This is a genomic window from Brevibacterium gallinarum, from assembly GCF_014836885.1.
GTDB lineage: Bacteria > Actinomycetota > Actinomycetes > Actinomycetales > Brevibacteriaceae > Brevibacterium > Brevibacterium gallinarum.
Map to the genome: position 1 here is coordinate 28,674 of NZ_JACSPY010000008.1, position 24,195 is coordinate 52,868.

24 protein-coding genes and 1 tRNA gene are annotated in these 24,195 nt (G+C 67.6%); 15 read left to right on the forward strand and 10 right to left on the reverse strand.

What is annotated here, in order from left to right:
* The first annotated feature begins 56 nt into the window (after positions 1–56).
* From H9634_RS09205 to H9634_RS09215, 3 genes are all read left to right on the forward strand, one after another.
* Complete coding sequence (locus tag H9634_RS09205; RefSeq protein WP_191726386.1) at positions 57–647, forward strand: helix-turn-helix domain-containing protein; 591 nt, start codon at positions 57–59, stop codon at positions 645–647.
* Between the two features lie 76 nt (positions 648–723).
* Positions 724–1,104 carry a DoxX family protein gene (locus H9634_RS09210; protein ID WP_225210783.1) on the forward strand — a complete coding sequence of 127 codons (381 nt, stop codon included), beginning with the start codon at positions 724–726 and terminating at the stop codon, positions 1,102–1,104.
* Positions 1,105–1,120: 16 nt separating this feature from the next.
* Entirely contained in the window at positions 1,121–2,251 is a 1,131-nt protein-coding gene (locus H9634_RS09215) for an MFS transporter (RefSeq protein WP_191726388.1), read from the forward strand.
* A gap of 7 nt (positions 2,252–2,258) precedes the next feature.
* Here H9634_RS09215 and H9634_RS09220 read toward each other — a convergent pair whose 3' ends face one another.
* The 3 genes from H9634_RS09220 to H9634_RS09230 all read right to left on the reverse strand — a co-directional run bounded on the left by H9634_RS09220 (position 2,259) and on the right by H9634_RS09230 (position 5,004).
* On the reverse strand, positions 2,259–3,353 hold the full coding sequence (locus H9634_RS09220) for a GmrSD restriction endonuclease domain-containing protein (protein ID WP_318245058.1): 1,095 nt from the start codon (positions 3,351–3,353) through the stop codon (positions 2,259–2,261).
* Between the two features lie 475 nt (positions 3,354–3,828).
* Positions 3,829–3,904, reverse strand: a tRNA-Lys gene (locus H9634_RS09225).
* Between the two features lie 59 nt (positions 3,905–3,963).
* Entirely contained in the window at positions 3,964–5,004 is a 1,041-nt protein-coding gene (locus tag H9634_RS09230; protein ID WP_191726389.1) for a hypothetical protein, read from the reverse strand.
* Positions 5,005–5,087: 83 nt separating this feature from the next.
* Here H9634_RS09230 and H9634_RS09235 point away from each other — a divergent pair, with 83 nt between their 5' ends.
* The 5 genes from H9634_RS09235 (at position 5,088) to H9634_RS09255 (ending at position 9,076) form a co-directional block, all read left to right on the forward strand.
* Positions 5,088–5,693, forward strand: coding sequence for a hypothetical protein (locus H9634_RS09235; RefSeq protein WP_318245059.1), 606 nt, complete (start codon positions 5,088–5,090; stop codon positions 5,691–5,693).
* 511 nt (positions 5,694–6,204) lie between these two features.
* Entirely contained in the window at positions 6,205–6,561 is a 357-nt protein-coding gene (locus tag H9634_RS09240) for a hypothetical protein (protein ID WP_191726390.1), read from the forward strand.
* Complete coding sequence (locus H9634_RS09245) at positions 6,558–6,788, forward strand: hypothetical protein (protein ID WP_191726391.1); 231 nt, start codon at positions 6,558–6,560, stop codon at positions 6,786–6,788. Before H9634_RS09240 ends, H9634_RS09245 begins: the two co-directional genes overlap by 4 nt.
* A 634-nt stretch (positions 6,789–7,422) precedes the next feature.
* A complete protein-coding gene (locus tag H9634_RS09250) occupies positions 7,423–8,043 on the forward strand; it encodes a DUF47 family protein (protein WP_175293817.1) in 621 nt (206 codons plus the stop codon).
* A gap of 7 nt (positions 8,044–8,050) precedes the next feature.
* A complete protein-coding gene (locus H9634_RS09255) occupies positions 8,051–9,076 on the forward strand; it encodes an inorganic phosphate transporter (RefSeq protein ID WP_191726392.1) in 1,026 nt (341 codons plus the stop codon).
* 167 nt (positions 9,077–9,243) lie between these two features.
* On the opposite strand, the gene pstB is transcribed toward H9634_RS09255, so the two are convergent.
* From pstB to pstS, 4 genes are all read right to left on the reverse strand, one after another.
* Complete coding sequence (gene pstB, locus H9634_RS09260; protein WP_175293819.1) at positions 9,244–10,023, reverse strand: phosphate ABC transporter ATP-binding protein PstB; 780 nt, start codon at positions 10,021–10,023, stop codon at positions 9,244–9,246.
* A gap of 38 nt (positions 10,024–10,061) precedes the next feature.
* On the reverse strand, positions 10,062–11,261 hold the full coding sequence (gene pstA, locus H9634_RS09265) for a phosphate ABC transporter permease PstA (protein ID WP_191726393.1): 1,200 nt from the start codon (positions 11,259–11,261) through the stop codon (positions 10,062–10,064).
* Between the two features lies 1 nt (position 11,262).
* Positions 11,263–12,222, reverse strand: coding sequence for a phosphate ABC transporter permease subunit PstC (gene pstC / locus H9634_RS09270; protein ID WP_225210784.1), 960 nt, complete (start codon positions 12,220–12,222; stop codon positions 11,263–11,265).
* A 140-nt stretch (positions 12,223–12,362) separates the two neighbouring features.
* Positions 12,363–13,472, reverse strand: coding sequence for a phosphate ABC transporter substrate-binding protein PstS (gene pstS, locus H9634_RS09275; RefSeq protein ID WP_191726394.1), 1,110 nt, complete (start codon positions 13,470–13,472; stop codon positions 12,363–12,365).
* Positions 13,473–13,800: 328 nt separating this feature from the next.
* On the opposite strand from pstS, the gene H9634_RS09280 reads away from it, so the two are divergent.
* A complete protein-coding gene (locus tag H9634_RS09280) occupies positions 13,801–14,100 on the forward strand; it encodes a hypothetical protein (protein ID WP_191726395.1) in 300 nt (99 codons plus the stop codon).
* A 71-nt stretch (positions 14,101–14,171) separates the two neighbouring features.
* Here H9634_RS09280 and H9634_RS09285 read toward each other — a convergent pair whose 3' ends face one another.
* From H9634_RS09285 to mshD, 3 genes are read right to left on the reverse strand one after another with little or no spacing between them, the layout of a single operon-like run.
* A complete protein-coding gene (locus H9634_RS09285) occupies positions 14,172–15,146 on the reverse strand; it encodes an NUDIX hydrolase (RefSeq protein ID WP_191726396.1) in 975 nt (324 codons plus the stop codon).
* Positions 15,147–15,170: 24 nt separating this feature from the next.
* Positions 15,171–17,306 carry an RNA degradosome polyphosphate kinase gene (locus H9634_RS09290; RefSeq protein WP_191726397.1) on the reverse strand — a complete coding sequence of 712 codons (2,136 nt, stop codon included), beginning with the start codon at positions 17,304–17,306 and terminating at the stop codon, positions 15,171–15,173.
* A 1-nt stretch (position 17,307) separates the two neighbouring features.
* Positions 17,308–18,225, reverse strand: coding sequence for a mycothiol synthase (gene mshD / locus H9634_RS09295; RefSeq protein WP_191726398.1), 918 nt, complete (start codon positions 18,223–18,225; stop codon positions 17,308–17,310).
* Between the two features lie 171 nt (positions 18,226–18,396).
* Between mshD and H9634_RS09300 the strand changes: the two genes are divergently transcribed.
* The 6 genes from H9634_RS09300 (at position 18,397) to H9634_RS09325 (ending at position 24,192) form a co-directional block, all read left to right on the forward strand.
* On the forward strand, positions 18,397–19,185 hold the full coding sequence (locus H9634_RS09300) for an ammonia permease (RefSeq protein WP_225210785.1): 789 nt from the start codon (positions 18,397–18,399) through the stop codon (positions 19,183–19,185).
* A 169-nt stretch (positions 19,186–19,354) separates the two neighbouring features.
* Positions 19,355–19,957, forward strand: a complete 603-nt coding sequence (locus H9634_RS09305; RefSeq protein WP_175293827.1) for a nitrobindin family protein — start codon at positions 19,355–19,357, stop codon at positions 19,955–19,957.
* Positions 19,958–19,963: 6 nt separating this feature from the next.
* Entirely contained in the window at positions 19,964–20,746 is a 783-nt protein-coding gene (locus tag H9634_RS09310) for a hypothetical protein (protein WP_191726400.1), read from the forward strand.
* Positions 20,747–20,832: 86 nt separating this feature from the next.
* Positions 20,833–22,020, forward strand: a complete 1,188-nt coding sequence (gene ygfZ, locus H9634_RS09315; protein WP_191726401.1) for a CAF17-like 4Fe-4S cluster assembly/insertion protein YgfZ — start codon at positions 20,833–20,835, stop codon at positions 22,018–22,020.
* 117 nt (positions 22,021–22,137) lie between these two features.
* Positions 22,138–23,502 carry a 4-aminobutyrate--2-oxoglutarate transaminase gene (gene gabT, locus H9634_RS09320; protein WP_191726402.1) on the forward strand — a complete coding sequence of 455 codons (1,365 nt, stop codon included), beginning with the start codon at positions 22,138–22,140 and terminating at the stop codon, positions 23,500–23,502.
* A gap of 186 nt (positions 23,503–23,688) precedes the next feature.
* Positions 23,689–24,192, forward strand: coding sequence for a hypothetical protein (locus H9634_RS09325; protein WP_191726403.1), 504 nt, complete (start codon positions 23,689–23,691; stop codon positions 24,190–24,192).
* Positions 24,193–24,195: the final 3 nt, after the last annotated feature.

A 24,195-nucleotide genomic window follows, 5' to 3' on the forward strand; every position in this document is an offset into this window, starting at 1 on the left:
CGGCCGGATGCTGACAGCCTAGGAGCGGTGTGCGCACCGGGCATACACTTTTGCCTATGACGCACGAACTCGATGCCGAGACCATCGCCCGGCTGCGGATCCGCGGGCTGCGGCAGGCGAAAGGCTGGTCGCTCGAATCCCTGGCCGCCCGGTGCGCGATGAGCCCCTCGACGCTGAGCCGGATCGAGACCGGCCGCAGGCGCCTGGCCCTCGATCAGCTCGTCGCGCTGGCTCGGGCCTTCGAAGTCAGCGTCGATCAGCTCGTCGAGTCCGCTGACGATGCCGACATCGTCATCCGTCCCGAACCTCAGACAGCACCGGGGCGGACCCACTCGGTGCTCTCCCGGGAGGGATCGCTGCACGGCTTCACTGTCGTCAAGGTCCGCATCGAGCCCACTGCCTGTGACGGTGCCGATGGGCAGGTCCGGCTGCGCGTGCATCTGGGCTACGAGTGGCTCACAGTGCTCTCCGGCACCCTGCGCCTGCATCTGGGGTCCCGGGTGCTGCTCATCAGCCCTGGTGAGGCAGCCGAGTTCGACACCCGCGAACCCCACGCCCTGTGCGCCGAGGGCGGGCCGGTGGAGATCCTGTCGGTGTTCGACCACGACGGCACACGCGCGCATTTCGGTGACAGTGCGAAGGCGTAGAGTGAAGAGCGCAGTCCGCATCCAAGAAACGACAGCTGAACGAATCGAGGTAGCAATGCTCTCCACTCTCGTCCGCATGAGCGGCCGTCTGGCCCTGGCCCCGATCTTCATCACCGGTGGCATCAACGCCGCGAAGAACCCTGCCGGCCGGCCCGACAAGGCCGCGGCCACCATCAACACGCTGCGTGAGTACGTTCCGGTGATCCCGGAGAACGACGAACTCGTCGTCCGCCTCAACGGCATCGTTCAGGCAGCTGCCGGCACCGCGCTCGGCCTCGGTGTGCTGCCGAAGGCCTCAGCAGCTGTGCTGCTGGCCTCCCTTGTGCCGACCACGATCGCCGGGCATGACTTCTGGAACGAGACCGAACCGGACAAGCGCGCCGCCCAACAGCTGCAGTTCTCCAAGAACGCCGCCATCATCGGCGGGCTGCTGACCATCATCGGCTCCCGCAGGTGACGGCACCGAGCTGTCGTTGACCAACCCCGTCCCGGCCGACTCCACCCGCTGGATCGCGGTGTCCGCCGGGGCGGCCTTCGCTGCCTACTACTCCTTCTACGTCGCGGCCCCGGTCATCTTCGCCGGCGCCACCCCGTCAGCCGGAGTGCGGGTGGCGATCTTCATGCTTGTCGTCGTAGCGGCCCAGCCGGTCGTGCTCATCGCCGGACGCTGGATGCGCAACCGGCGTGCGATCGCGATCACCACGCTGGCTGCGATGGCACTCGGGGCAGCCGGGCTGCCGCTGGCCGGACACTGGCCCGGGCCGCTGCTGCAGGCAGCCGGATTCGGCCTCTTCGTCGTCACGAGCACCGCATGGGTCAAGGAGAACGCGAGCCCCGAACGCCTCGGCCGGGCGCTGGGCAGCTACGGCTTCGGCTCATCCTTCGGCGGGGCCTTCGGAGCACCAGCCGGGCTGCTGGCCGCCGCCCGCTTCGGGATGACCGGGGTCGCTTTCACCGCCGCCGGCCTTGCGCTCGTGGCGATTGCCGCGGCGATCATCGCCCGCAGGCGCACCGAGGCGACCACCGCCTCGGATGCGGCCCCCGCCTCAGATGCGGCAACCACCTCGGGGTCGGCAACCACCTCGGGGCCGGGCGACTCCGAGGTGCTGGCCGTCTGTCTCGACGGCGGCACCGTCCCTGTGCACGGGCGCGGAGCTGTCGCGGCCAGTGCCGGCGGGCACCTCGTCGCGGTGACCCTCTACGCCGCGACCCTGACCGCGCTCGGCGAACTCTCGGCAGGTGCGAGCCTGTGGGTGCTCGTCGGCTCGGCGTTCCTCATCCAGGTGTTCCTGTCCTTCGGGCGGCTGGCCGGCGGATTCGGCTGCGACCGCTGGTCGGCCATGGGCACCGGGGCGGTCTCACTGCTCGTGCTCATCGGCGTGACCGCGGGATTCTTCCTGTCACCGTCACCGGTGCTGCTGCTCGGCTTCGCTGCGCTCATCGGGCTCTCCGCCGGTGCTGCGCAGGCGGCGGCCCTGACGATCATGATGAGCCGCGCGGACACCCCGCAGGAGACCGAGCGCGCCAGTGCGCTGTGGAACATCTGCTTCGACATCGGCCTGGGCCTCGGCGCGCTCGCCGGGGGAGCGGCCGTGCGCCGGTGAAATCGGGTCACTCGCAGCCGATGCCGTCACCGTCGCGGTCGAGGTGCGAGCCGTAGCCCGGCTCCCCGACGTGCACCGGCGCCCCGCCGCGATCACGCGCTTCGGTGCAGTTCTTATAGGCACCGCCGGGGCCTGAGCCCGGGCCGGACCCGCCGCCGGACGACCCGCTGCCGGACCCGCTGCCAGACGACCTGCCGCTGCCGGACCCTGAGCCCTTCGACTTTCCGCTGCCGGCACCTGACCCGCCGGATCCACCGGAACCGCTCGAACCCTGCTGGGAACGCGCCTTCGTCCCCGGCGCCTCTGCGTATCCGTCGACGTCGCCGCCGTGCGCGCTCGGCCACTCGGCTGCCGAGGCGAAGGCCGGCTCATCGTTGCATGCGGACAGCACGCGGATCATCGCCTCCTTCTCCGGCGGCACGACCCACAGCTCGTACTTGTGCTTGACCGCGATCTGCCGGGCGACGTACTCGCAGCGATACGGTTTGTGCGGTGGCAGCCAGGTGGCCGCATCCGAGTCGCCCTTCTGCGCATTGAGCCGAGACTCGACGGCGAGCAGATTCAGCGGATCATTACCGAACTCCACCGCAGTCGAAGCATCGAATGACTGCGCGCCGGTCTGCCAGGCGTTCGACAGCGACACGATGTGATCGATGTCGATGTTGTTGCCGTCACCGCGGATGAAGTCGAATGTCTCCCCGGAGAACTTCGAGCTCAGCGTCCCGCCGAGCACAACACACCCGGAACGGCGCAGCGTGATGCCGCGAAGGTCGCGGCGCAGCACATCATTGCGGGTGTCGCAGCCGTTGCGGTCGGTGTCGTTTCGCCAGCCGAAGAATTCACGGTCATAACCGGTCTTCGGTGCCCGGCCCTTGACCTCCAGCTCGGCCAGCATCGCCAGAGCGGTGCCGGCCTTCGCCTCCGGCAGCGGAGTCTCTGACGGGGTCGGCGATGCCGAGGTGCCGGCCGGGGTAGGAGTCTGGGCTGCCGGAACCGAGGCGGTGGTCGCCTCGGCAGTGGCCTCCGTCGCGACAGTGGCGTTCGGTTCGTCGGCTCCGGAGTCGGTGAAGGCGCCGATGACAGCAATCGCGCATGCGCTCACCACAGCGATCCAGAATCGGCGGCTTCGCCGTTTGGTTCCCGTGGACGACTTCGGTGTCGAACGGAAGGATCCTGATGACATGGGACGGCGTGCAGACATGGGCATCGGTCTTCTGTGCAGGGCAGCGGCTGAGCTGCGCGAGGGCGGGAGACACGAGCGTCGTGCATTGTCGGTGGCACGTGACCGACAGACCGACGCTCATCCATTCGAGAATACGGGATGGGGTACACGCGGAGGCGCCCGGGTGCAACCGTGAGACCAACTGTCCCGGCACCTCGGGCCCGGCCAATCGATGCGGCGGGAGTCCTGCGCCTCGACCTGCCAAGACCGAGATGAGGACTCCAAGACGAGCTTCTTCGGGTCCGCGGCGAGTCCCCACGCAGGGTCCCGATCCCGACCCCGTGAGAGCTGATCCAGACCGCGTTCGATCGCGTCTACGAAACCGAAAAGGTCGCCGGTTGGAACGGCGACCTTCTGGTGGGCCCCGTGGGGATCGAACCCACGACCCACGGATTAAAAGTCCGTTGCTCTACCAACTGAGCTAGAGGCCCGCAGAATGATTGTAGTCTGCTGCCAGGCCGGTGCCCAACTCAGGGCAGGTCGTTGACGGTCAGAGTCGCGGGTCAGCGTCCCAGAGCTTGAAGCCGCGCTTCCTGCCGGCCTTCCTGTCCTTCTTCTTACCCCACCGGCTGCCGGAACCGGTGCCGCCGGTCTCGTAGGTCCGCGGTGCCTCACCGTCGCCGTTGTCCGAACCGTCGTGGACGACGATCTCGTTGTCGGCACTCACCGGGTCGATGACCTCACCGGGGATGACCTCGCCCTTCGACTTGCGCAGCTGCAGCAGCCGGATGAGGTGCTTGAGCCCGCCCATGAGGTCGGCATCTGCCTTCGGCGTGCTGACCTTCGGGTCGAGATCCGGGCTGAAGCCGCCGGGGAACGGATCGAAGGCCGACTGCGAATGCCGGATGACGGTGCGCGCCATCTGGTGGTTGACGACACCCCCGATGACGGCGCCGACGCCGAAAGGCATGAGCCGGCCGACGAACGAACCGCCGGTGCGCGCCGCGTACTTGCGCATCATCGTCTTGCGCATCCGCTTCGTCAGCGTGTCCATCATCTGCGCCGGGATCTGCTTGGCGACCATCGGCCCCCAATGCGAGGTCAGGGCCGGGCCCTCACCTGCGGCCTGGGCGGAGAACTTCTTCACCAGGTCCTTGCCGGCGTTGCCGAGCATGAGTCCCATCACGAGGGCGTTCGCACGCTGCGGATCGCGCACCGGCAGCCCGTGCAGCTCGGTGATCGCCTGCGCATACAGTGCCGAGGCTTCGAGGAACCCGGCCGTCTCCACAGCCGCGACACCAGCGGCAGCCAGCGTCCCGAGCCCGGGCACCACGGCAGTCGCACCGACTGCAGCACCTCCGCCGGTGGCTGCCCACAGGTAGTGCTTGCGGACGATGTCGGCGATCTCCGCCGGGGAGGCGTCCGGGTGCTTGCGCCGCAGCATCCGCAGATAGGCGAGTACGGCAGGACGCTGCACGGCAAGCAGTCGGCGCACGGTGCCCTCGGCGTGCGGCTTGAGCTCGCCGTCCTTGGTGAACGCGAACTTGGTGGCAGTCTTGAGACCGGTCTGGACTTTCGCACTGTTGGCCATGGCCGCATTCTATGCCCGCTGGCTGGGAGGCCGGTGAGGGTGAAGACGCAGGGCGCCTTGCCTGCCGGCGTAGACTGGGCGGCGTGCCACAGCCTCGTTTTCACAAGCCCGTGCCGATGCCGGATATGGATCCGCTCGACACCGCCCCTGACCCTGCCGCGCGCACCGAGCTCGCGCACTCGACGGCTGCCCTGCTCATCTCCCCGCACCGCGACTCCAGCACTGCTCCCGACCGCGACGACGCCGCCACCGCCCGCTTCGTCCACCTGGCCGAGGAGTTCGGCTTGGAATCCATCGCCGAGGTGTGGGCCAGCGCCCCGGCTGTCAGCCTGCCCGGTTCGCTGTGGAGGCTCTACGCGGTCCGCGAGTGGATCCGCCGCTCCCCGCGGCAGGCCGCCGATTGGTTCTCGTCCGGCCGGGACGGTCGCACCGCGCCCGAGGTGATCGCCGGCATCGCCTCCCCGCCGGGTCCCGACGAGGTGGCCCGGGCCGCCGATGAGATCCTCGCCGGTGCCTTCCGCGGCGACTACGCCATCGCCCTGGCCCGAGCCGCAGCCTTCGTCACCGTCACCGCCCGGGGACGTCGGGTCGAGAGCCCAGCCGACACCTCGGGCGCGGAGGACTTCGAGCGTCTTGCAGACGACCTCGCCGCCGCTGCACGGGCCTACACCCAGGGCCGCCTCGACTGATCGACGCCAGTAAGTAGCACATCTGGGGTGCTGAATGCGGTACCCAACGCATACGGCCTGCTCATCACGGGCACTGCCGGCTGAGGCCTTCGCAGAAGCAGAACACGGCGTGTTTGTCACTTGCCTTCTCGCGGCCATCGGAATCTCACCTTTTGGGAAGAGAGCTCCACGCTCAAAGTACACGAGGAACCGGCACCCCCACGTGCTCAAAGAATGTATGGAGCATCGCCCAATTGCGTGTGTCGCGGCATTTTGCTAACGTGATCCACACCACATCCCCTATATGGTCAGGAGTAGCGATGACATTCCCCTCGTTTGCAACTCGAGTGATAGCAGTTACCGTCGCTCTATCTCTACCAATTGGAATTGGGGGCGTTGCACGTGCGAATAGTGCACCACCGCCAAGTAGTTCCGAGACCGATGAAAATGCTGAGGTAACCCATGGAGAAGTCTACGACACATTAAAAATGCCGGATTCGAAAGCACCGATGCTAGAATCGATGGCCTTGACGTGACGATCTTCTATCTGGAAGAGGGTCTCAGTCTGACAGTGCCGAAACCGACCTCGGGAGCTGCGCCTGGAGTGCAGCCGGCGCTGAGTGGCAAGATGAACAGGAACGGTGAGCCTGTGATCTACCTGAACCAGCGCGACCAAGCCGCCGTTCAGACTGCTGGCAAAGCAGCCCTTGCGGGTCTTTTGGCCACCCTCGGCCCGATGGGCAAAGTTGGAAAGTTCCTTGCCGGCGCGTTAGGCGTTTCAGTTGCAGAATTCATAGGTAGCAACGGCATCTGCAGCGGAAAGAAGAAGACGCTCCGCATCACCGGCACCAGTGGTGGAGATGCCATTAAGGAGATTAAGTGCGTATGAATGACCTTGATCTTCCGATCCACACATCGGCAGCGCTGAAAGGTAGATTCCTCAAGCGATTCGCCTTCATGCTGATTCCGTGCGCGCTTATTGCTATTGCGGCATGGGTTCTTGGCCGCAACGGCCCGCTCGGTTCATTTCTGCCGATCTATGTATTCGCAGTGGCCGCGATTCTATCTGCATGGAACTGCATCGAGGCTTACAGGAAAGAACGAAAGTCAACGTAGTTCGGGATAACGGCTGCAAGTGAGGTCGACATCGTAAACACTATGCGAGCTGTAGGCATGAGTGCGGAGCCCGGAGCCGTGATCGGTTCCGGGCTCCGCGCCGGTCCCGCCGCGATGCCGGCGCAGCTCGAACGTCATGATGCGCACCCCGAGCCTCATAATGGGCAAGTACCAGCGACAGAGGCTGCAGAGTCCAGACCAGATGCAGAACGCCCGTTCGCGACGAGACCCGTCACATCGGGCGACAGGAGCAAGAACCTCGCAAGTGATGCTCCAAGCGCAATCTGCGCCTACCAGCGCGAGTCCAGGCACGGTATGAAGCCTCGGGACTGCGTTCGTCCGGAGTCCTGAGCTCCTTCTTCGCTCAAGGTTCATAAGGCACCGACAGCCCCCACGCGATCATAGAACGTGAGGCCCGCCACCTCGGTTGGGCAATTCAGGTCGAGCTTGTATCCTGGGCGCACGGTGCCGGATCGCTGAAGCCCCGGGCTCCAACATCTGCCGCTTCGAGCGGCCACTCGCCGAGAGGCGCTCTCGGTCCGGCACCGCCACACTTCGGCACCAACCGGTCCTCCCGTGTCCTGCTGCCGGCCCTCACCCTACGATCCCGCTGAGACAGACACCGGAGGACGGCGTGCGCCTGAGACGGACACCGCAGGATACCCAGCTCTTCGCCCGCTGCACCGAGCTCGCCGAGCTCATCCAGGGCTGCAACCTCGTCCTCGCCGAACTCTCCGGCATCCCGGCTGACGCCCGCCAGCAGGCCGGTGCCCGCATGGAGGAGCTGACCGACCAGGCCGACGCCGCACTCGGGTCGATCACCCGGCAGCTGCGCGAGAACTACATCACCCCGCTCGACCGCGGCGACATCTTCGCCCTCGCCGACCGCCTGCGCGAGGTCTGCTACCAACTGGAGTCCATCAGCTTCGCGATGACCTCCCAGGTCTTCGACGAGCTGCCGGCCGGTGTGCTGGAGATGCTCGCCGTGCTGTCGAACCAGTCCGACCAGACGCTGCGCATGACCCGCCGGCTGCAGGGCCACTACGACCAGTGGGACTACGTCGAGACGATGGACCGCCTGCACCTGCGCGCCATCTCCTTGAGCCAGTCGATCGCCGACGCCGTGCCGCTGTCGCGCCGCGGCCTGACCTACACCGCGGCCTCGATGCAGCTGGCCTTCGCCTTCACGCAGGCATCGGCGTCCTTCAAGGACATCGGCCGCATCGCCGCCGCCATCGCGCTCAAGGAATCCTAGGCCTCACGTGGATCTCGTCTCCTCCGAAGTGCTGTTCACCGTCGTCATCGTCCTCACCATCGGCTACGCCTTCGTCAACGGCTTCCATGACGCCGGCCTGTCCGTCGGCAATGCCGTGGCCTCCAGTTCCGTCCACCCGCGCCTGGCACTCATCGTCGCGGCGGTGTTCAACTTCATCGGGGCTCTGCTCGGCCAGGGGGTGGCCGAAAGCGTCGCCGTGGCCCTCGTCGAGTTCCCGCCGGTTGAGAACACCGTCCTGCTCGTGCTCGCGGCCGGGGTGTTCGCCGCCCTGGTCTGGAACATCACCACCTACCTGGTCGCTGTGCCGGTGTCCTCGACTCACTGCCTGTTCGGCGGCATCATCGGCGCAGCGCTGGTCTTCGGGGTCGTCACCGATGCCGGCCTGGTGTTCTGGACGCTCATCGCCCCGGTCTTCCTGCTCCCGGTCGTCGCGCTCGTCATCGCCTACGCCGCCAGCCGCATCACCACCCGCGTCCTGGCCAGCCACGCGCCCAAGCCGCTGTTCCGCCACAGCCGGTTCGCCAACAACGTGCTCTCCGCCTCCCTCGGCCTGGCCCACGGCGTGCAGGACGCGCAGAAGGTCGGCGTCGTCATGATGATCGCGATCCTCGCCCACACCGACCCGGCCGGCATCAGTCACGACGAGCTCGGCATCGACTGGCCGGTCCGCATCCTCATCGCCGTCGCCCTGGGCCTGGGCACCTTCTTCAGCGGCTGGCGGATGGTGCGCACCGTCAGCGTCCGCATGGTCACCATGGGTGAGCCGGTCAAGGCCACCGTCGCCGATGCCGTCTCCGCCGGCTTCCTCTTCGTCGCCGCCTTCCTGCTGCGCCTGCCGGTCTCGATGAGCTACCTCGTCATCGCCTCCAACATCGGCACCGAGCTCGGCACCCCCCGGCCCCATGTGCGCGGCCGCTTCCTCATCCCGGTCGTCGCCGTCGCCGCCACCGCCCTGTTCATCACCGGCCTGCTCGGCGCGGCAGCCGCCGTGCCGCTGTACCTGCTGCACTGATCCGCGCGCACTGACCTCCCGCAGCCGCCGGGACCACACGGAGCTGGGACCGCACGCGGCCGGGACCACGCGCACCCGCCGGGACCGTACGCCAAGACGACCGTTCCCGAGGCGGTGGGCACCACCTCGGGAACGGTCGTCTGTGTGCGGGGGAGGAGAGCGGCGGCTCAGCCGAAGCGGCCGGAGACGTAGTTCTGCGTCTCCTCCTTGTCCGGGTTGGAGAAGATCTGGTTGGTGTCGTTGAACTCGATGAGCTTGCCGGGCTTGCCGGTGCCGGCGATGTTGAAGAACGCCGTGCGGTTGGACACGCGGGCGGCCTGCTGCATGTTGTGGGTGACGATGACGACGGTGTACTCATCCTTGAGCTCGTTGATGAGGTCCTCGATCGCCAGCGTCGAGATCGGGTCGAGCGCCGAGCACGGCTCGTCCATCAGCAGCACCTCGGGCTGGACGGCGATCGCACGGGCGATGCACAGACGCTGCTGCTGACCACCGGACAGGCCCGAGCCGGGCAGGTTGAGACGGTCCTTGACCTCGTTCCACAGGTTCGCTCCGCGCAGGGCGCGCTCGGCGAGATCGTCGGCATCGGACTTCGACAGGCGTCGGTTGTTCAGCCGCACGCCGGCCAGCACGTTCTCCTTGATGCTCATCGTCGGGAACGGGTTGGCGCGCTGGAAGACCATGCCGACCTCGCGGCGGACGTTGACCGGGTCGACGCCGGGGGCGTAGATGTCCTGGCCGTCCATGAGCACCTTGCCCTGCGTGTAGGCGCCGGGGATGACCTCGTGCATCCGGTTGAGGGTGCGCAGCACAGTCGACTTGCCGCAGCCGGACGGGCCGATGAAGGCCGTCACCGAGCGCGGCTCGATGTGCATGCTGATGCCCTCGACGGCGAGGAAGTCGCCGTAGTAGATGTTGAGATCTTCGATGTCGATCTGCTTGGACATGAGTGAGTTTTTCCCTTTCTTCAGCTGCCAGGCAGCCGTCAGCGTCCGGCCTTGGGGGCGAGGGCCTTGGCGATGAGCCGTGCGATGAGGTTGAGCAGCATGACGATGATGATGAGCACGAGGGCTGCCGCCCAGGCGCGCTCACTGGAGGCCGCTGCTGCCACCCCGGGTGAGACCGGGCGCATCTGCGAGTCGTAGATGTAGGTGGGCAGCGTCGACATCCAGCCGGAGAGCAGGTCCCAGTTGAGGTTCTTGGCAAAGCCTGCGGTCACCATGATCGGTGCGGTCTCGCCGATGACACGTGCGATGGCGATGGTGATGCCGGACAGGATGCCCGAGATCGCCGTCGGCAGGACGATGCGCACGATCGTCTTCCACTTCGGCACACCGAGCGCGTAGGTCGCCTCGCGCAGATCCATCGGCACGAGCCGGAGGATCTCCTCGGTGTTGCGCACCACGACCGGGATCATGAGCACCGAGAGTGCGACCGCTGCGGCGATACCGGTCTTGGCAGAGCCGACCGCACCGGGATTGACGATCGCGGCGATCGTGCCGAACAGCGAGAACGCGAACAGGCCGGCGACGATCGACGGGATGCCGGTCATGACGTCGACGAGGAAGGTGATGCCGCGGGCCAGGGGATTCCGGCCGCCGTACTCGACGAGGTAGATCGCGGTGAGCACACCGATCGGGATCGAGATGACACATGAGGCCAGCGTGATGAGGATGGTGCCGGCGATCGCGTGGTAGAAACCGCCGGCCAGGCTCGCCTCACCGGCGACGTACTCCTGGTCGAGCACACCCTTCATACCCTGCATCGTGCGGTTGAGCACCGAGGGGTGCTCGAGCAGCACCGGACCGCCGCGCTCAAGAGCCGTCCACAGCAGCGAGATGAGCGGGATGCAGGCGATCGCGAAGGCGGAGGTCACCAGGGTTGTGGCCACCCGGTCGGTGGCCTTGCGCTGACCTTCGACGGCGAACGACCAGGCGAAGATGACGGCGAGGTTGATGACGCCGGCGAGCAGGGCTGCCAGGGGGACATTGAAGCCTCCGGTGAAGATGAACGACAGCGCGATGGCGGCGATGATCGCGGCGGCGGCGACGCCCCACGGCGCCCACTTGGGCAGCTGCTTGGACTTCAGCTCGATGGCGGTCTGCTTCTTCTGCCGGGGTGCCGGGGTGCCGGGGTCTGCCGGCTGCTGCGTCTGAGGCTGCAGCGAGGTGTTCGACTTCTGCATGTCAGCTTCCCTTCACCGAGGTCTTGGCCACGATGGCGCGGGCGGCCATGTTGACGATGAGCGTGATGATGAACAGCACGAGGCCGATCGAGATGAGTTCGGACAGGCGCAGGCCTGCGGCCTCCGGGAAGTTCTGCGCGATCTCCGAGGCGATCGTCTGGTTGCCGGCCTGCACGAGCGAGGCGGTCAGCAGTCCAGACGACAGGATCATGGCCACAGCCATGGTCTCGCCGAGCGCGCGGCCGAGGCCGAGCATGATGGCCGAGGCGATGCCGGAGGTGCCGAAGGGCAGCACGGCCATCCGGATCATCTCCCAGCGGGTCGCGCCCAGAGCCAGGGCGGCTTCCTCCTGCAGGCGCGGGGTCTGCAGGAACACTTCGCGGATGAGGGAGGTGATGATCGGCAGGATCATGATGGCCAGGACCAGTGACGCGGTGAGCATGGTGCGCCCGGTCTGTGAGATGCCGCCGTCCTCAGTCGGGGCGAAGATCGGGATCCAGCCGAAGTACGTGGCCAGCCAGGCGTAGATCGGCACGAGGTGGCTGGCGAGCATGAGACCCCACAGGCCGTAGACGACCGAGGGGATCGCGGCGAGCAGGTCGATGGTGTAGCCGAGGACCGGGGCGAGCTTGCGCGGGGCCATGTGCGTGGTGAACAGGGCGATGCCCAGTGAGAACGGCGTGGCTACGAGGAGTGCGATGAACGCGGAGACCAGGGTGCCGATGATGAGCGGCCAGACGTAGGCGAAGAATCCGCCGCCGGTGATCGACTCCGGGTCGGTTGCCTGCGCCTTGAGGACCGGCCAGGACTGGAACAGAAGGAACAGTGCGACGCCGGCGAGGATCAGCAGGATCAGGATGCCGGCGGCCAGGGTTGCCGTTGAGAACACGGCATCGCCGACGCGGACAACGGCCTTCGGCTGTGACGCCGGGGGTGTCTTCTCCGGGGCGGTGGTGGCCAAGAAGGTCTCCTCGGTCAGAATCTGTGAGGTGGGCGATAGTGTGGGTCTCAATAACCCGCCGAAGCGGTGTGCTGCCGAAAGCGTCAGCAGCACACCGCCTCAGGATACGTCAGCTGCGCAGGCGCAGCTTCCCGACCAGGTCAGGACTTGACCTCGATGGTGTCGAGGATTTCGGTGATCTGCGAGCGCAGATCCTCGGAGATCGGGGCCGAACCGGCCGACTCGGCAGCCGACTGCTGGCCCTCCTCGGAGACGACGAAGTTCTCCCAGGCCTTGACGAGGTCGACGGTCTCCTGGTCCTGGTAGGTCGAGCACACGAGGTGGTACGACACGAGGACGATCGGGTAGGCGCCGGACTCGGTGGTGTCGCGCTTGAGGTCGATGGCGAGGTCGCCGTCGCCGCGTCCCTCAACCGGCTCCGAGGCGTCAACGACCTTGGCAGCGGCTTCCGGGGTGTACTCGACGTACTCTTCGCCGACCTTGACGTGGACGGTGCCGAGGTCGCCGACAGCCGAGGCGTCGGCGTAGCCGATGGCGCCCGGGGTGTCGTTGACGGTCTGGACGACGCCGTCAGTGCCCTGGGCGGCTTCGCCGCCGAAGGCCGACGGGAAGGCGTCAGCAGGCTCTTCGTCCCAGGTGTCGCCGGCGGCGTCGGCAAGGTACTCGGTGAAGTTCTCGGTGGTGCCCGAATCGTCGGAGCGGTGCACCGGGGTGATCTGCTCGTCCGGCAGCTCGACACCCTCGTTCTCCGAGGCGATCGCCTCGTCGTTCCACTTGGTGATCTCGCCCTTGAAGATCTTGGCGATGGTCTCAGCCGAGAGCTTCACCTCGTCGACACCTTCGAGGTTGTAGGCGACAGCGATCGGGGAGATGTAGACGGGGAACTCGTAGGCACCGTCAGGTCCGCAGACATCCTTGGCCGCCTCGACCTCATCCTCATCGAGGTAGGAGTCCGAGCCGGCGAACTGGGCATTGCCGCCGAGGAACTGCTCGCGGCCGGCACCGGAGCCGTCCGGCGAGTACTGCACCTGAGCGTCGGAGTTCTCGCTGGTGAAGTCAGCGATCCAGGCGTCCATGGCGGCCTTCTGGGAGGAAGCGCCGATTCCGGTGAGGGTGCCTGAGAGATTGCTGCCCTCGCCGCCACCGCCGCCGTTGCCTTCTTCGCCGGTTGCCGAGGAGCCGCCACAGGCCGAGAGAGTGAGCGCACCGGCTGCGAGGATGGCCGCAGGGGCAAAGCGGTTGAGTTTCACAGGGTTGCCTTTCGTTGAAAGTGGAGGGCGTTCGACATCATCTCGCCCCACGTGCACTTCAAAGCTAAGAGCGATCTGTGACGGCAAGGCAGTCCGAAGGTGAACAAACGGTTAACGCGCCCAGAAGTCGATGCTTATTTGCTCACAGTTTGATAAAGGCAGTGACGTGCTTCACACGGCGCCGCCGCTCGCTGCGCCGTCATGCTCCTCCGCGCCGCGCTCTCCAGCGTCTCCGCCCAGCGGGGCAGACGGCACGCTCGCGACTGCCGGGCGGCTCACAGACCGGTGGCCTAGAGTGGAGAGTCCACCCTTGCGAGAGGAGAGGGCTATGACTGGGAAGGTGTTTCTCACCAGCGATCTTGCCCGTGCTGCACGCGCGTTCACAAAGGTGTCTGCGGCGACGATCGCTGAGAAGGCGGGGCTGACCCGGGAGCAGGTGAAGGAGTTCGAGAGCGGACGGGGTCACCTCTCCGATGACGAGAAGAGCCGGGTGCGCGCCTCACTCGAATTCTACGGTGCGCTGTTCATCCCCGAAGACGATGTCGCAGGCTACGGGGTGCGGCGGCGCTACGCACGCGAGAAGCTCATGCGGCTGAACAACTGGGAGGACGAAGGCGGGTACTCCTGATGCGACCGCCTGACGCGACCGCCTGACCCATCAGCCGCTGCCGGCGGCTGGTGGTCTGCTCATGTGCCGTGTCATGTGTCGATCGGGCGGTAGCGTTCGACCTCGACGATGCGCGGCACCTCACCGGGACGCACATAGGCGACGAGGATCTCACCGGGATTCATGTACGGATCCCTGTCCGGCAGGTGCGCTGCCAGGCCCTTCGGGGCGTGATCGGCGATGAAGTCCAGCACCGTCGGCAGCACCGGCCGGTGCGTGCACACCGCCACCGGCCTGCCCTTGTGCAGCAGCTTCGTCAGCGCCTTGACGGTCTTCTTCGGCGAGTCCGCGTTGCCCTTCTCCGACAGTGCGGCAACCCGCTTGATCCGAAAGCCCGTCGCCGCTGCGACCGGCTTGAGCGTGGCGACACACCGCTTCCACGGACTGGAGACGAGCTTCTGCAGGTCCCAGGCTCCAAGCAGGTTCGTCAGCGCCATCGCCTGCCGGGTTCCGACAGCCAGCAGCGGGCGCACATGCTCGGTCTCATGCCATTTGGCGCGCGGGAAGGCCTTGCCGTGGCGGACGATGATGAGCGGCCAGGCGCGCAGCGACCCGGTCTGGCGGGCGTGCTCGACCTTGTCGAGCTGCTCCCGGTCGGCGAACAGCGTCAGCAGCTGCCGGGCCCGCTCGACGGAGAACCAGCCGATGTCGTCGATCTCCTTCGGATCAGCCGGCTTGAGCTTCGCCTCTCCGCTCACCTCGGCGGCCCAGTAGGCGACGTGCTTCTGCAGGTTCCTGCCGACCGTGTAGCGGGCGGCCGGCAGCGGCAGCCCGAGGTGGATCTTGAGCCCGGTCTCCTCTTCGACCTCGCGCACGGCGCATTCGGGCAGCGTCTCGCCCTTCTCGACCTTGCCCTTGGGCCACGACCAGTCGTTGTACTTCGGGCGGTGGACGAGCAGCACTTCCAGCCCGGCGCTCGTCTCCCGCCAGCACACCGCGCCCCCGGCCAGCACGTCGGCCTTGAGCCGGGCGGATTCGCCGGCGGTGGAGACAGGTGTCGGACTCACGGCACTCCTCTCATGACGGTGCGCTCACGCCTGCGCGGTCGCGCGCTTGCGGTGGTGCCGGCGGATGAGCTCGGCCTGGTAGTCGATCGGATCCTCGCCGTTGGCCTCGCGCGTCCAGATTCCACCGGAGCCGAGGTGGAAGGAACCGGTGCGGTCGTCGAAGGCGAGGTCGAACAGGCCGTCGACCTCGGCGATGTGCTCGGGGTCGCGCAGCCGGACGAGCGCTTCGACGCGGCGGTCGAGGTTGCGGTGCATGAGGTCGGAGGAGCCGATGTAGGCCACCGTGTCCCCGCCGCCGGAGAACACGAACACCCGGGAGTGTTCCAGGTAGCGGCCGAGGATCGAACGGACCTCGATGTTCTCGCTCAGGCCCGGGATGCCGGGACGGATCGCGCAGATGCCGCGCACGAACAGCTGGATGCGCACGCCGGCCCGGCTGGCGAGGTAGAGCGCGTCGATGATGCGCTCATCGACGATCGAGTTGACCTTCAGCCGGATCGAGGCCTCCCGGCCGGCCTCGGCATGGGCGGTCTCGGCGCGGATGAGCTCGAGCAGTCCCTCGCGCACCCGGGTCGGGGCGACGAGCAGGCGGGTGTATGCGGACTGCGGGGCGTAGCCGGAGAGCTGGTTGAACAGCTTCGTCAGGTCCTGGCCGACCTCCGGGTCGCAGGTGAGCAGCCCGAAGTCCTCATACAGGCGGGCGGTCTTCGGATGGTAGTTGCCGGTGCCCACATGGCAGTAGCGGGCCAGACCGGTGGCCTCCTGCCGGACGACGAGGCAGATCTTGGCATGCGTTTTGAGCCCGACGATGCCGTAGACGACGTGCACGCCGGCGCGTTCGAGTTTGCGCGCCCACGTGATGTTGGCCTCCTCATCGAAGCGGGCCTTGATCTCGACGACGGCGAGCACCTGCTTGCCGGCCTGGGCGGCGTCGACGAGCGCATCGACGATGGGGGAGTCACCGGAGGTGCGGTACAGCGTCTGCTTGATCGCGAGCACGTTCGGGTCGTTGGCCGCCTGCTCGATGAAGGCCTGCACGCTCGTGGAGAACGAATCGTAGGGGTGGTGCAGGAGGATGTCGCGTTCCTTGACTGCTTCGAAGATGTCGACCTGGTCAGACGTCTCCGCTTGGGACAGGTAGCGGTTCATCGCCGGAACCGCCTGCGGGAAGTGCAGGTCCTCCCGGGAGATCTTCGCCAGTTCGCTCAGGCCGCGCATGTCGAGCGGACGCGGCAGCTCGTAGATCTCCGATTCGTCGATCTCGAGCTCCTGGACGAGGATGCGGCGCACCCGCGGGTGCAGCTCCTCGGTGACCTCGAGCCTGACAGCCGGGCCGAAGCGGCGGCGGGTCAGCTCCTTCTCCAGGGCCTTGAGGAGGTTCTCGGCATCGTCCTCTTCGACTTCGAGGTCCTCGTTGCGGGTGACGCGGAACAGCGAGTGGCCGATGACGTCCATGCCTTCAAACAGCCGGTCGAGGTTGGCGGCGATGATGTCCTCCATCGCCACGAACCGGGCCGGCGCCTCGGGCGAGACCCCCTGGGTGCGGCTGGAGGCGGCGACGTCGACGAAGCGCGGCAGCGACTGCGGGACCTTGACGCGGGCGAAGACCTCATTGCCGGTCTGCGGGTGGCGCAGCAGCACCCCGAGGTTGAGCGAGAGCCCGGAGATGTAGGGGAACGGGTGGGCCGGGTCGACCGCCAGCGGGGTGAGCACCGGGAACACCTGGGTGTCGAAGAGCTCGTCGACGATCGCATGCTCCTCACCGGTGAGCTCATCTATGCGCACGAGCCGGATGCCCTCGCGGCTGAGCGCCGGTTCGATGTCCTCGGTGAAGAGGGCGGCGTGGCGTTCCATCAGGGCATGGGTGTGCTTGCCCAGCGAGCGCATCACCGCCCGCGGCTGAGCACCTGTGACGGAGGGGACGGCGAGCCCGGTGGCGATGCGGCGTTTGAGCCCGGCGACGCGGACCATGAAGAACTCGTCGAGATTCGAGGCGAAGATCGACAGGAAGTTCACCCGCTCCAGCAGCGGGATCGACTCATCGGCAGCCAGGGCGAGGACGCGTTCGTTGAACGCCAGCCACGACAGCTCACGGTCGAGGAAGCGGTCGGCAGGTGCCGGCAGGTCGTGGGTCTCGCCGAAGGCGGAGACGTCGTACATCTCAGGACTCCTGCGGTGGGGCGTAGCTGACGTGCATGATCTCCCGGTCGAAGCCCAGCCGGGCGTAGAGCCGGCGGGCCGGGTCGTTGTCGGATTCGACGTAGAGCTCGATGAATGCGGCACCGGCGTCGATGAGGCGGCGCATCCCGGCCACAGTCAGCGCCTGACCGACACCGCGGGCGTGGACGGCCGGGTCGGTGGCGATGACGTAGACCTCCCCGACCCGCTGGCCGGAGGGGTGGTCATCGGAGAGCTTCGTCTGATGGAACCCGATGATCTGCTCGCTGCCCTCGGCATCAGCGGCGGTGGCGATGATGACCGAGTCCGGGGCGAAGCCGGGGGCCGTGACGATCGCCTCGATGTCGGCGAGGTCCTGGTGGCCCTGTTCGGGATGCCAGTCGAAGGCGGCGTTGTTGACCGCCAGCCAGCCGGGCTCATCACCGGGGGCGAAGGAGCGCAGCGTCACCCCGTCAGGGGCCGGGCGAGCGGGCAGGTCGAGTTCGCTCACCGGCCCGGTCTGCAGCTGCAGCAGCTCACGGGCGCGGGAGAAGCCGTGGGCGGCCGCGATCGCCGCGGCCGCCGGATGGTCGCCGTGCGACCACATCCACACCGGGTGCCCGGCGCGCGCGATGAGCGCATCGATGAGGGCGCGCCCGTATCCCCTGCCGCGGGCGGCAGGGGCGATGACGGCTTCGAGTGCACCGCGCTCGCCCTGGGCTGCGGCGATGCCGAAGCCGATGAGCTCATCATCGGCACGGGCTTCGAGCATGATCCACGGATCATCACCGGCGGCTTCCAGGAGCCCATCGGAGATCGGTGCGATGCCGTCAGCGGCAGCGGTCTGCGACAGCAGCGCACGCACCTCATCGGTGAGCTCCGCGGCTTCGGTGAGAACCGCCTCGGGAGCGGATGGAACCATGGGCAATCTCCTCCACGCGACGCATTCCCTGCCGTCCCCTCGACACGGCGGGCCGGCCGTGGCCGGGCCCGGCGGCGGGGGACGCTCTGGCGTCAGTATAACGAGGTGGGCGCACCGGTGAGCCCGGTGTCTGAGTGTCGGATCTAAGCGGTGTACGGCACAATGAAGCTGATGAGATGGATACGTGTCGCCGTGGCGCTGGGCCTGGCCGTCGGGCTGGGTGTCACCAGCTTCTTCGGCTATGGGCCGCTGGCTGCTGCCGCTGCCGTGCTCGTCGCCGCGCTCGCCTACGGCTGGCCGCGGCTGACCGACTCACCGCAGCCGCGGGCCACCGGCATCATGCTGCTGCTCTTCGGCCTGGCCGGGATGGCCGCTGTGTGGGCGCAGAGCTCCGATCCCTATGTGGAATGGCTGCCGACGATCACCGGCATCGGCCTGCTGTGGGCGTTCGTGCAGAACCTCGCCCGCGGCGTCGGCGCCTCACACGCCGTCGCCAACGTCTCCGCCCAGGTCGCAGGGCTTGTCATCGTGCTCTCCGCCGCCAGCTGGATCGCAGCGCTCAGCGTCCCCGGCGACCGGGAGGGCGTGGTCGTCGCACTCGTGGCGATCATCCTCGCCCAGGCCGCGACCGCACTGCCGTTCCCAGCCCGCTACACCTCCCCGCTGGCCCTCGCAGTCGCGGTGCTCGGCGCCGGTGTCGTCGCAGCGCTCATGCACTCAGGTTCGGTCACCCTCTTCGTCTCCCTCGTCCTCGGCGCGGCGATGGGCTTGCTCGTGGCAGCCGTCGACCGGATGCTGTCGATCATGGCGGTGGCGAAGTTCCAGGCCGTGCGGATCCAGCGCGAGCGCCGCCGTGACAAGGCCCGCCGGTTCGCTGTGCAGCTGGCCGTCGGCGCCACCCCGGTCGCCCTCGGCGGCACTGTCGTGTACCTGCTCGAGCGGATCCTGCTCTACCGCTGAGCCGCGAGTGCAGCGCCGCTGACCGGTGGGTACAATCGAGCGCATGGACAACATTGCTGCTTTGGAAATCGTCTTCACCGGACTCGTCGGACTCGCCGCCCTCGGCACCCTCGGCGTGGCCGTCAAGGTCATCACCAACCTGTTCAAGACCAACCGCTGATCTGCGCCCATGCCGCTTGAGATCGATGCGAACCTCAACCGCGAGCTCGTCCCGCTGTCCTGGCTGATCGGCGCGTGGGAAGGCGTGGGCGTCGTCGGCTACCCCGGCACCCCGGAGAAGCAGTTCGGCCAGCGCGTCGACTTCACCGTGCCCGGCGATGTGCCCTATCTGGCGTACTCGGCGCATGCGTGGACGCTCGATGAGGACGGCACACCTGCCGACACGCTCTCGATCGAGACCGGGATCTGGCAGCTCGTGCGCGACCGGCAGGACTTCGACGCCGGTCCCGGCCTCATGGTCCCCACCGGCGAGTCCCCTTACACCACCGCCGAGGCGGTCGAAGGGCTGCGCAACGACAACGGCGACTTCGACCTCGACGTCTCCATCGTGCACCCCAACGGGATCATGGAGCTCTACGCCGGCCGGGTCAACGGCCCGCGCATCGACCTGAGCACCGACGTCGTCGCCCGCACCCGCAGCGCCAAGGAGTACACCGCCTCGACCCGCATGTACGGGCTTGTCAACGGCGAGCTCATGTGGGCCTGGGACATGGCCGCCCTCGGCACCGAACTCACCAGCCACGCCTCCGCCCGGCTGAAGAAGGTGAGCTGAGCGGACGTGCGCCGCCGCACGCTGGGTATCAGCCTCACCCTCATCGTCGTCCTGCTCGCCATCGCGGCGCTGGCAGCATTCGCCTACGTGCGCATCAGCGCGGTCGCCCAGGATCTGCAGGACGCCTCGGAGGCCTCCGACAGGTACGTCGCCGCGCTCTACGACGAGCCCGAGGCGGCACCACGGCACCTGCAGAGCGCGATCGACGAACTCGAATCCGCCCAGCACGGACTCGACACGTGGACGCTGACGGCGCTGTCGCAGACGCCGCAGCTCGGCGACAACGTCGCTGCGGTGCGCACCGTCACCGACGAGATGCACACGCTGCTCAGCGATGCCGGCCTGGTGCTCTCCACCGCCGCCGAGGTGGTCGACTTCCGGGCCCAGAAGCTGCGGCCGCTGCCGGAGTCCGGCACCTGGTTCGAGTCCATCGACGACGCCGGGCAGGCCATCGACAAGGCCACCGACGTCATCCGCGACGCCCCAGCCGCGATCGAGGCCTTCGACGCAGCCCAGCAGAAGATCCACGACATCGACACCGCCGGCCTGCTGCCCCCGGTCCGCGACGCCATCGACGAGCTCGACACCACACTGACCGAGGCTGCCGAGGAACTGCGCCCGCTGCTGGAGGTCATGCGCACGCTCGCCGACAGCGACCTCTACCGGCTGCTGTCCGGGGCGATCGAGGGAATCGGCGATGCGATCGGCAGGATCGACCTCGACAGCATGTTCCGCGAGCTCGAAGAGCAGCTCAAGAAGGTCCGCACGCCCATCGTCCGCGGCGGCTGAACGGCACCCCGCCGCTGGGTGCCGCGCCCGCTGCAGTGGCGTACGGTGGAGCCGGGAGGACTGATGCCAGTGAAGAGGAGAACGCCGTGAACGCCCTGCGCTTCAATCGCTCAGCCGCCGTGTTCGGAACCGGACACCGGGAGAGCGAGGTCGCCCACCTCGGCAGCCCGCTGCGCGAACAGCGCCGCCTGGCCGACGGCAGAGCCGTGGCCGACCTGTCATCTGTCAGCGTCCTCTCACTCACCGGCCCCGACCGGCTCACCTGGCTCAACACGCTCACCACCCAGAAGATCGACACACTGACCGCCGGGCAGTCGAGTGAGACGCTCGTGCTCTCACCGACCGGGCACATCGAGCACTGGCTCAAGCTCTACGAAGACGGCGAGACCCTGTGGCTGCTGAGTGAGACCGACCCGGCTGAGGTGATCGCATTCCTCGAATCGATGAAGTTCATGATGCGCATCGAACTCACCGACCGCAGCAGCGACTTCCAGTGCCTCGGAACGATCGGCGCCCCGCCTGCCTCACTGCCGGCCGCATTCGTCTTCGACGACCCATGGCCGACCATCGGAGCCGGCTCGGCCTCCTATGCCGCGCTCGACGCCGAACTCGCGCTCACCCCGCAGCAGGCCACCCCCAGCCCCGAACATCCCGGCCACCTGATCGACATGCGCATCGCCGTCGTGCCGGTCACAGACCTCCTCGACTGGGACCCGGCAGCAGCCGGCGTCGAGGTCGTCGGCCGCGACGCGTTCGAAGCGCTGCGCATCGAAGCGTGGCGACCCGGGCCGGCCGATGCCGACCACAAGGCACTCGTCGGCGAACTCGACGTGCTGCGCTCAGCCGTCCACCTGGCCAAGGGCTGCTACCGCGGCCAGGAGGCCGTCGCCCGCGTCCACAATCTCGGCCAGCCCCCGCGCCGGCTCGTGTTCCTTCACCTCGACGGCTCCGCCCACACGCTGCCCGAACCCGCCTCACCGATCTACGCCGAGGTCCGCGGCGCCGAGCGTGCTGTCGGCGCCGTCACCTCGGTGGCGGTGCACTGGGAGCTCGGCCCGATCGCACTGGCGCTGATCAAACGCAGCCTGCCCGTCGACGCCGCGCTGAGCGTGGCCACCAGCGTCACCGAAGCAGACGAGACAGGGGAGGAGACCGAGGAGCGGATCGCCGCCAACGCCGAGGTCATCGTCACCCCCACCCGCACCCGCCAGGCCCCGCCGCGGATCCCCCGCAACCCCGCTGTCGACCCGCGCCACCTGCCCGGCGCCCGCTGACACCTCGGGCACGGAGATGTGACCCGCACCTCGGGCGTGACAACCGGGCGAGCCGCGGCGTTTCGCGTGTTGGTACCTGAGGTGCCCCGACCGGCATACGGGGTCTACGATGCGGATATGACCACTTTGGAAAAGGGCGGCGCAGCACTGCCGCAGGAACGCAAACTTGTCACTGAGATCCCCGGGCCGAAGTCCCAGGAGCTCGAGTCGCGTCGCAAGGCCTCCGTGGCAGGCGGCGTCGGCGTCAGCCTCCCGGCCTACATCGTCGCGGCCGGCGGCGGCATCCTCAAGGACATCGACGGCAACCAGATCATCGACCTCGGCTCCGGCATCGCCGTGACCACCGTCGGCAACTCCAATGAGCGCGTCGTCGAGCGCGCCGCCGAGCAGCTCGGCGCCTTCACCCACACCTGCTTCATGGTCAACCCCTACGAGGGCTACGTCGAGGTCGCCGAGGCGCTCAACCGTCTGACCCCGGGTGACTTTGAGAAGCGCACGGCGCTGTTCAACTCCGGTGCCGAGGCGGTCGAGAACGCGATCAAGATCGCCCGCGCCCACACGAAGCGCAACGCCGTCGTCGCCTTCGACCACGCCTACCACGGCCGCACCAACCTCACGATGGCACTGACCGCCAAGGCCCACCCGTACAAGGCCGGCTTCGGCCCGCTGGCCGGCGAGGTCTACCGCGCGCCGATGTCGTATCCGTACCGCGACAACCTCACCTACGGCACCAAGGTCTCCGGTGAGGACGCCGCCAAGCGCGTCATGACGATGATCGACAAGCAGATCGGCGCTGAGAACGTCGCCGCGATCCTCATCGAGCCGATCCAGGGTGAGGGCGGCTTCATCGTCCCGGCCGAAGGCTTCCTACCGGCACTGGTCGAGTACGCGCAGAAGAACGGCATCGTCTTCATCTCCGATGAGGTGCAGGCCGGATTCGGCCGCACCGGTAAGATGTTCGCTAGCGAATGGGAGGGCATCGAGCCCGACCTCGTCACCACCGCCAAGGGCATCGCCGGCGGTCTGCCGCTGTCGGCTGTCACCGGCCGCGCGGAGATCATGGACGCTGTGGGTGCCGGCGGACTCGGTGGCACCTACGGTGGCAACCCGACCGCAGTGGCCGCAGCCCTCGGTGCGATCGAAGCCTATGAACAGGACGGCCTCGTCGAGCGCGCCACCGCGATCGGTGAGACCATCGTCGACCGGATGACGAAGATCCAGTCGGCCCACCCCGAGATCGGCGATATCCGCGGCCGCGGAGCCATGCAGGCCGTCGAACTCGTCGACGCCGAGACCTCCGAGCCGAAGCCGGAACTGGCCAAGGCCGTGGCCGACTACGCCGCGAAGAACGGCGTGCTCGTCCTCGTCACCGGAACCTTCGGCAACGTGCTGCGCTTCCTGCCGCCGCTGTCGATCTCCGATGAGCTGCTCGCCGACGCCTTCGACGTGCTCGAAGCCGCCTTCGACGAGGCAGCCAAGTGAGCTGAGCTCAGCTGAGCTGACATGCTGCCAAGGCGGCCGCCGGGAAGGATCCCGGTGGCCGCCTTCGCGTTGTGTCCAGCCCGCGCACAGGTGCTCACCAGGGCAGATTGTTGTGACGCAGGTTACACTGAGGGTTCACTGTCTCCCCAGCAGAATCACTGTCTCCCCAGCAGAATGAGGATTCCCATGACAGTCCACCCCGTCTCCCCGACCCCTCATGCCGCGTCGACTGAGGCTGAGCGCATCGCCCAGGTGCCTACGCACGACGAGATCCGCACGGCATCGCTGCGCACCGCCTCGGGCCCGGCGACCCTGTTCTGGACGGCGCTGCTGGTCGGCAACATCACGACGCTCAGCGCGTTCGGTGACCACGCGCAGACCCAGCACATCCTCTTCTCCGCCACCGCCGTCATGGCGCTGCCCGGACTGATCCTCGTGCTGCGCGCCCGCTCGGGATTCCCGGTCCTGGGGCTTCGCGACGGATCCCGGAAGTCGGTGCTGCGAGCTCGCCTGCTCGGGCTCATCGGCCCTGGTCTGATGGCAGTGTGGGGCTTCCCGTTCCCCGGATCCGGGCTGCCAGCAGCGGTCGCCGCCGTCGAGGCGATCGCCTCAGTGCTCATCCTCGTCTCGATGCTGTGGCTGCAGCTGCGCATCACCGACATAGTGAATCAGCCAGCCGAACCCAGCTGAGAG

What these genes read in the sequence shown, in the direction of transcription:
- H9634_RS09205 (WP_191726386.1), top strand. Translation starts at nt 57, where the DNA reads ATGACGCACGAACTCGATGCCGAGACCATCGCCCGGCTGCGGATCCGC.
- H9634_RS09210 (WP_225210783.1), top strand. Translation starts at nt 724, where the DNA reads ATGAGCGGCCGTCTGGCCCTGGCCCCGATCTTCATCACCGGTGGCATC.
- H9634_RS09230 (WP_191726389.1), bottom strand. Translation starts at nt 5,004, where the DNA reads ATGGCCAACAGTGCGAAAGTCCAGACCGGTCTCAAGACTGCCACCAAG.
- H9634_RS09245 (WP_191726391.1), top strand. Translation starts at nt 6,558, where the DNA reads ATGAATGACCTTGATCTTCCGATCCACACATCGGCAGCGCTGAAAGGT.
- pstB (WP_175293819.1), bottom strand. Translation starts at nt 10,023, where the DNA reads ATGTCCAAGCAGATCGACATCGAAGATCTCAACATCTACTACGGCGAC.
- pstA (WP_191726393.1), bottom strand. Translation starts at nt 11,261, where the DNA reads ATGCAGAAGTCGAACACCTCGCTGCAGCCTCAGACGCAGCAGCCGGCA.
- H9634_RS09280 (WP_191726395.1), top strand. Translation starts at nt 13,801, where the DNA reads ATGACTGGGAAGGTGTTTCTCACCAGCGATCTTGCCCGTGCTGCACGC.
- H9634_RS09290 (WP_191726397.1), bottom strand. Translation starts at nt 17,306, where the DNA reads ATGTACGACGTCTCCGCCTTCGGCGAGACCCACGACCTGCCGGCACCT.
- mshD (WP_191726398.1), bottom strand. Translation starts at nt 18,225, where the DNA reads ATGGTTCCATCCGCTCCCGAGGCGGTTCTCACCGAAGCCGCGGAGCTC.
- H9634_RS09300 (WP_225210785.1), top strand. Translation starts at nt 18,397, where the DNA reads ATGAGATGGATACGTGTCGCCGTGGCGCTGGGCCTGGCCGTCGGGCTG.
- H9634_RS09305 (WP_175293827.1), top strand. Translation starts at nt 19,355, where the DNA reads ATGCCGCTTGAGATCGATGCGAACCTCAACCGCGAGCTCGTCCCGCTG.
- gabT (WP_191726402.1), top strand. Translation starts at nt 22,138, where the DNA reads ATGACCACTTTGGAAAAGGGCGGCGCAGCACTGCCGCAGGAACGCAAA.
- H9634_RS09325 (WP_191726403.1), top strand. Translation starts at nt 23,689, where the DNA reads ATGACAGTCCACCCCGTCTCCCCGACCCCTCATGCCGCGTCGACTGAG.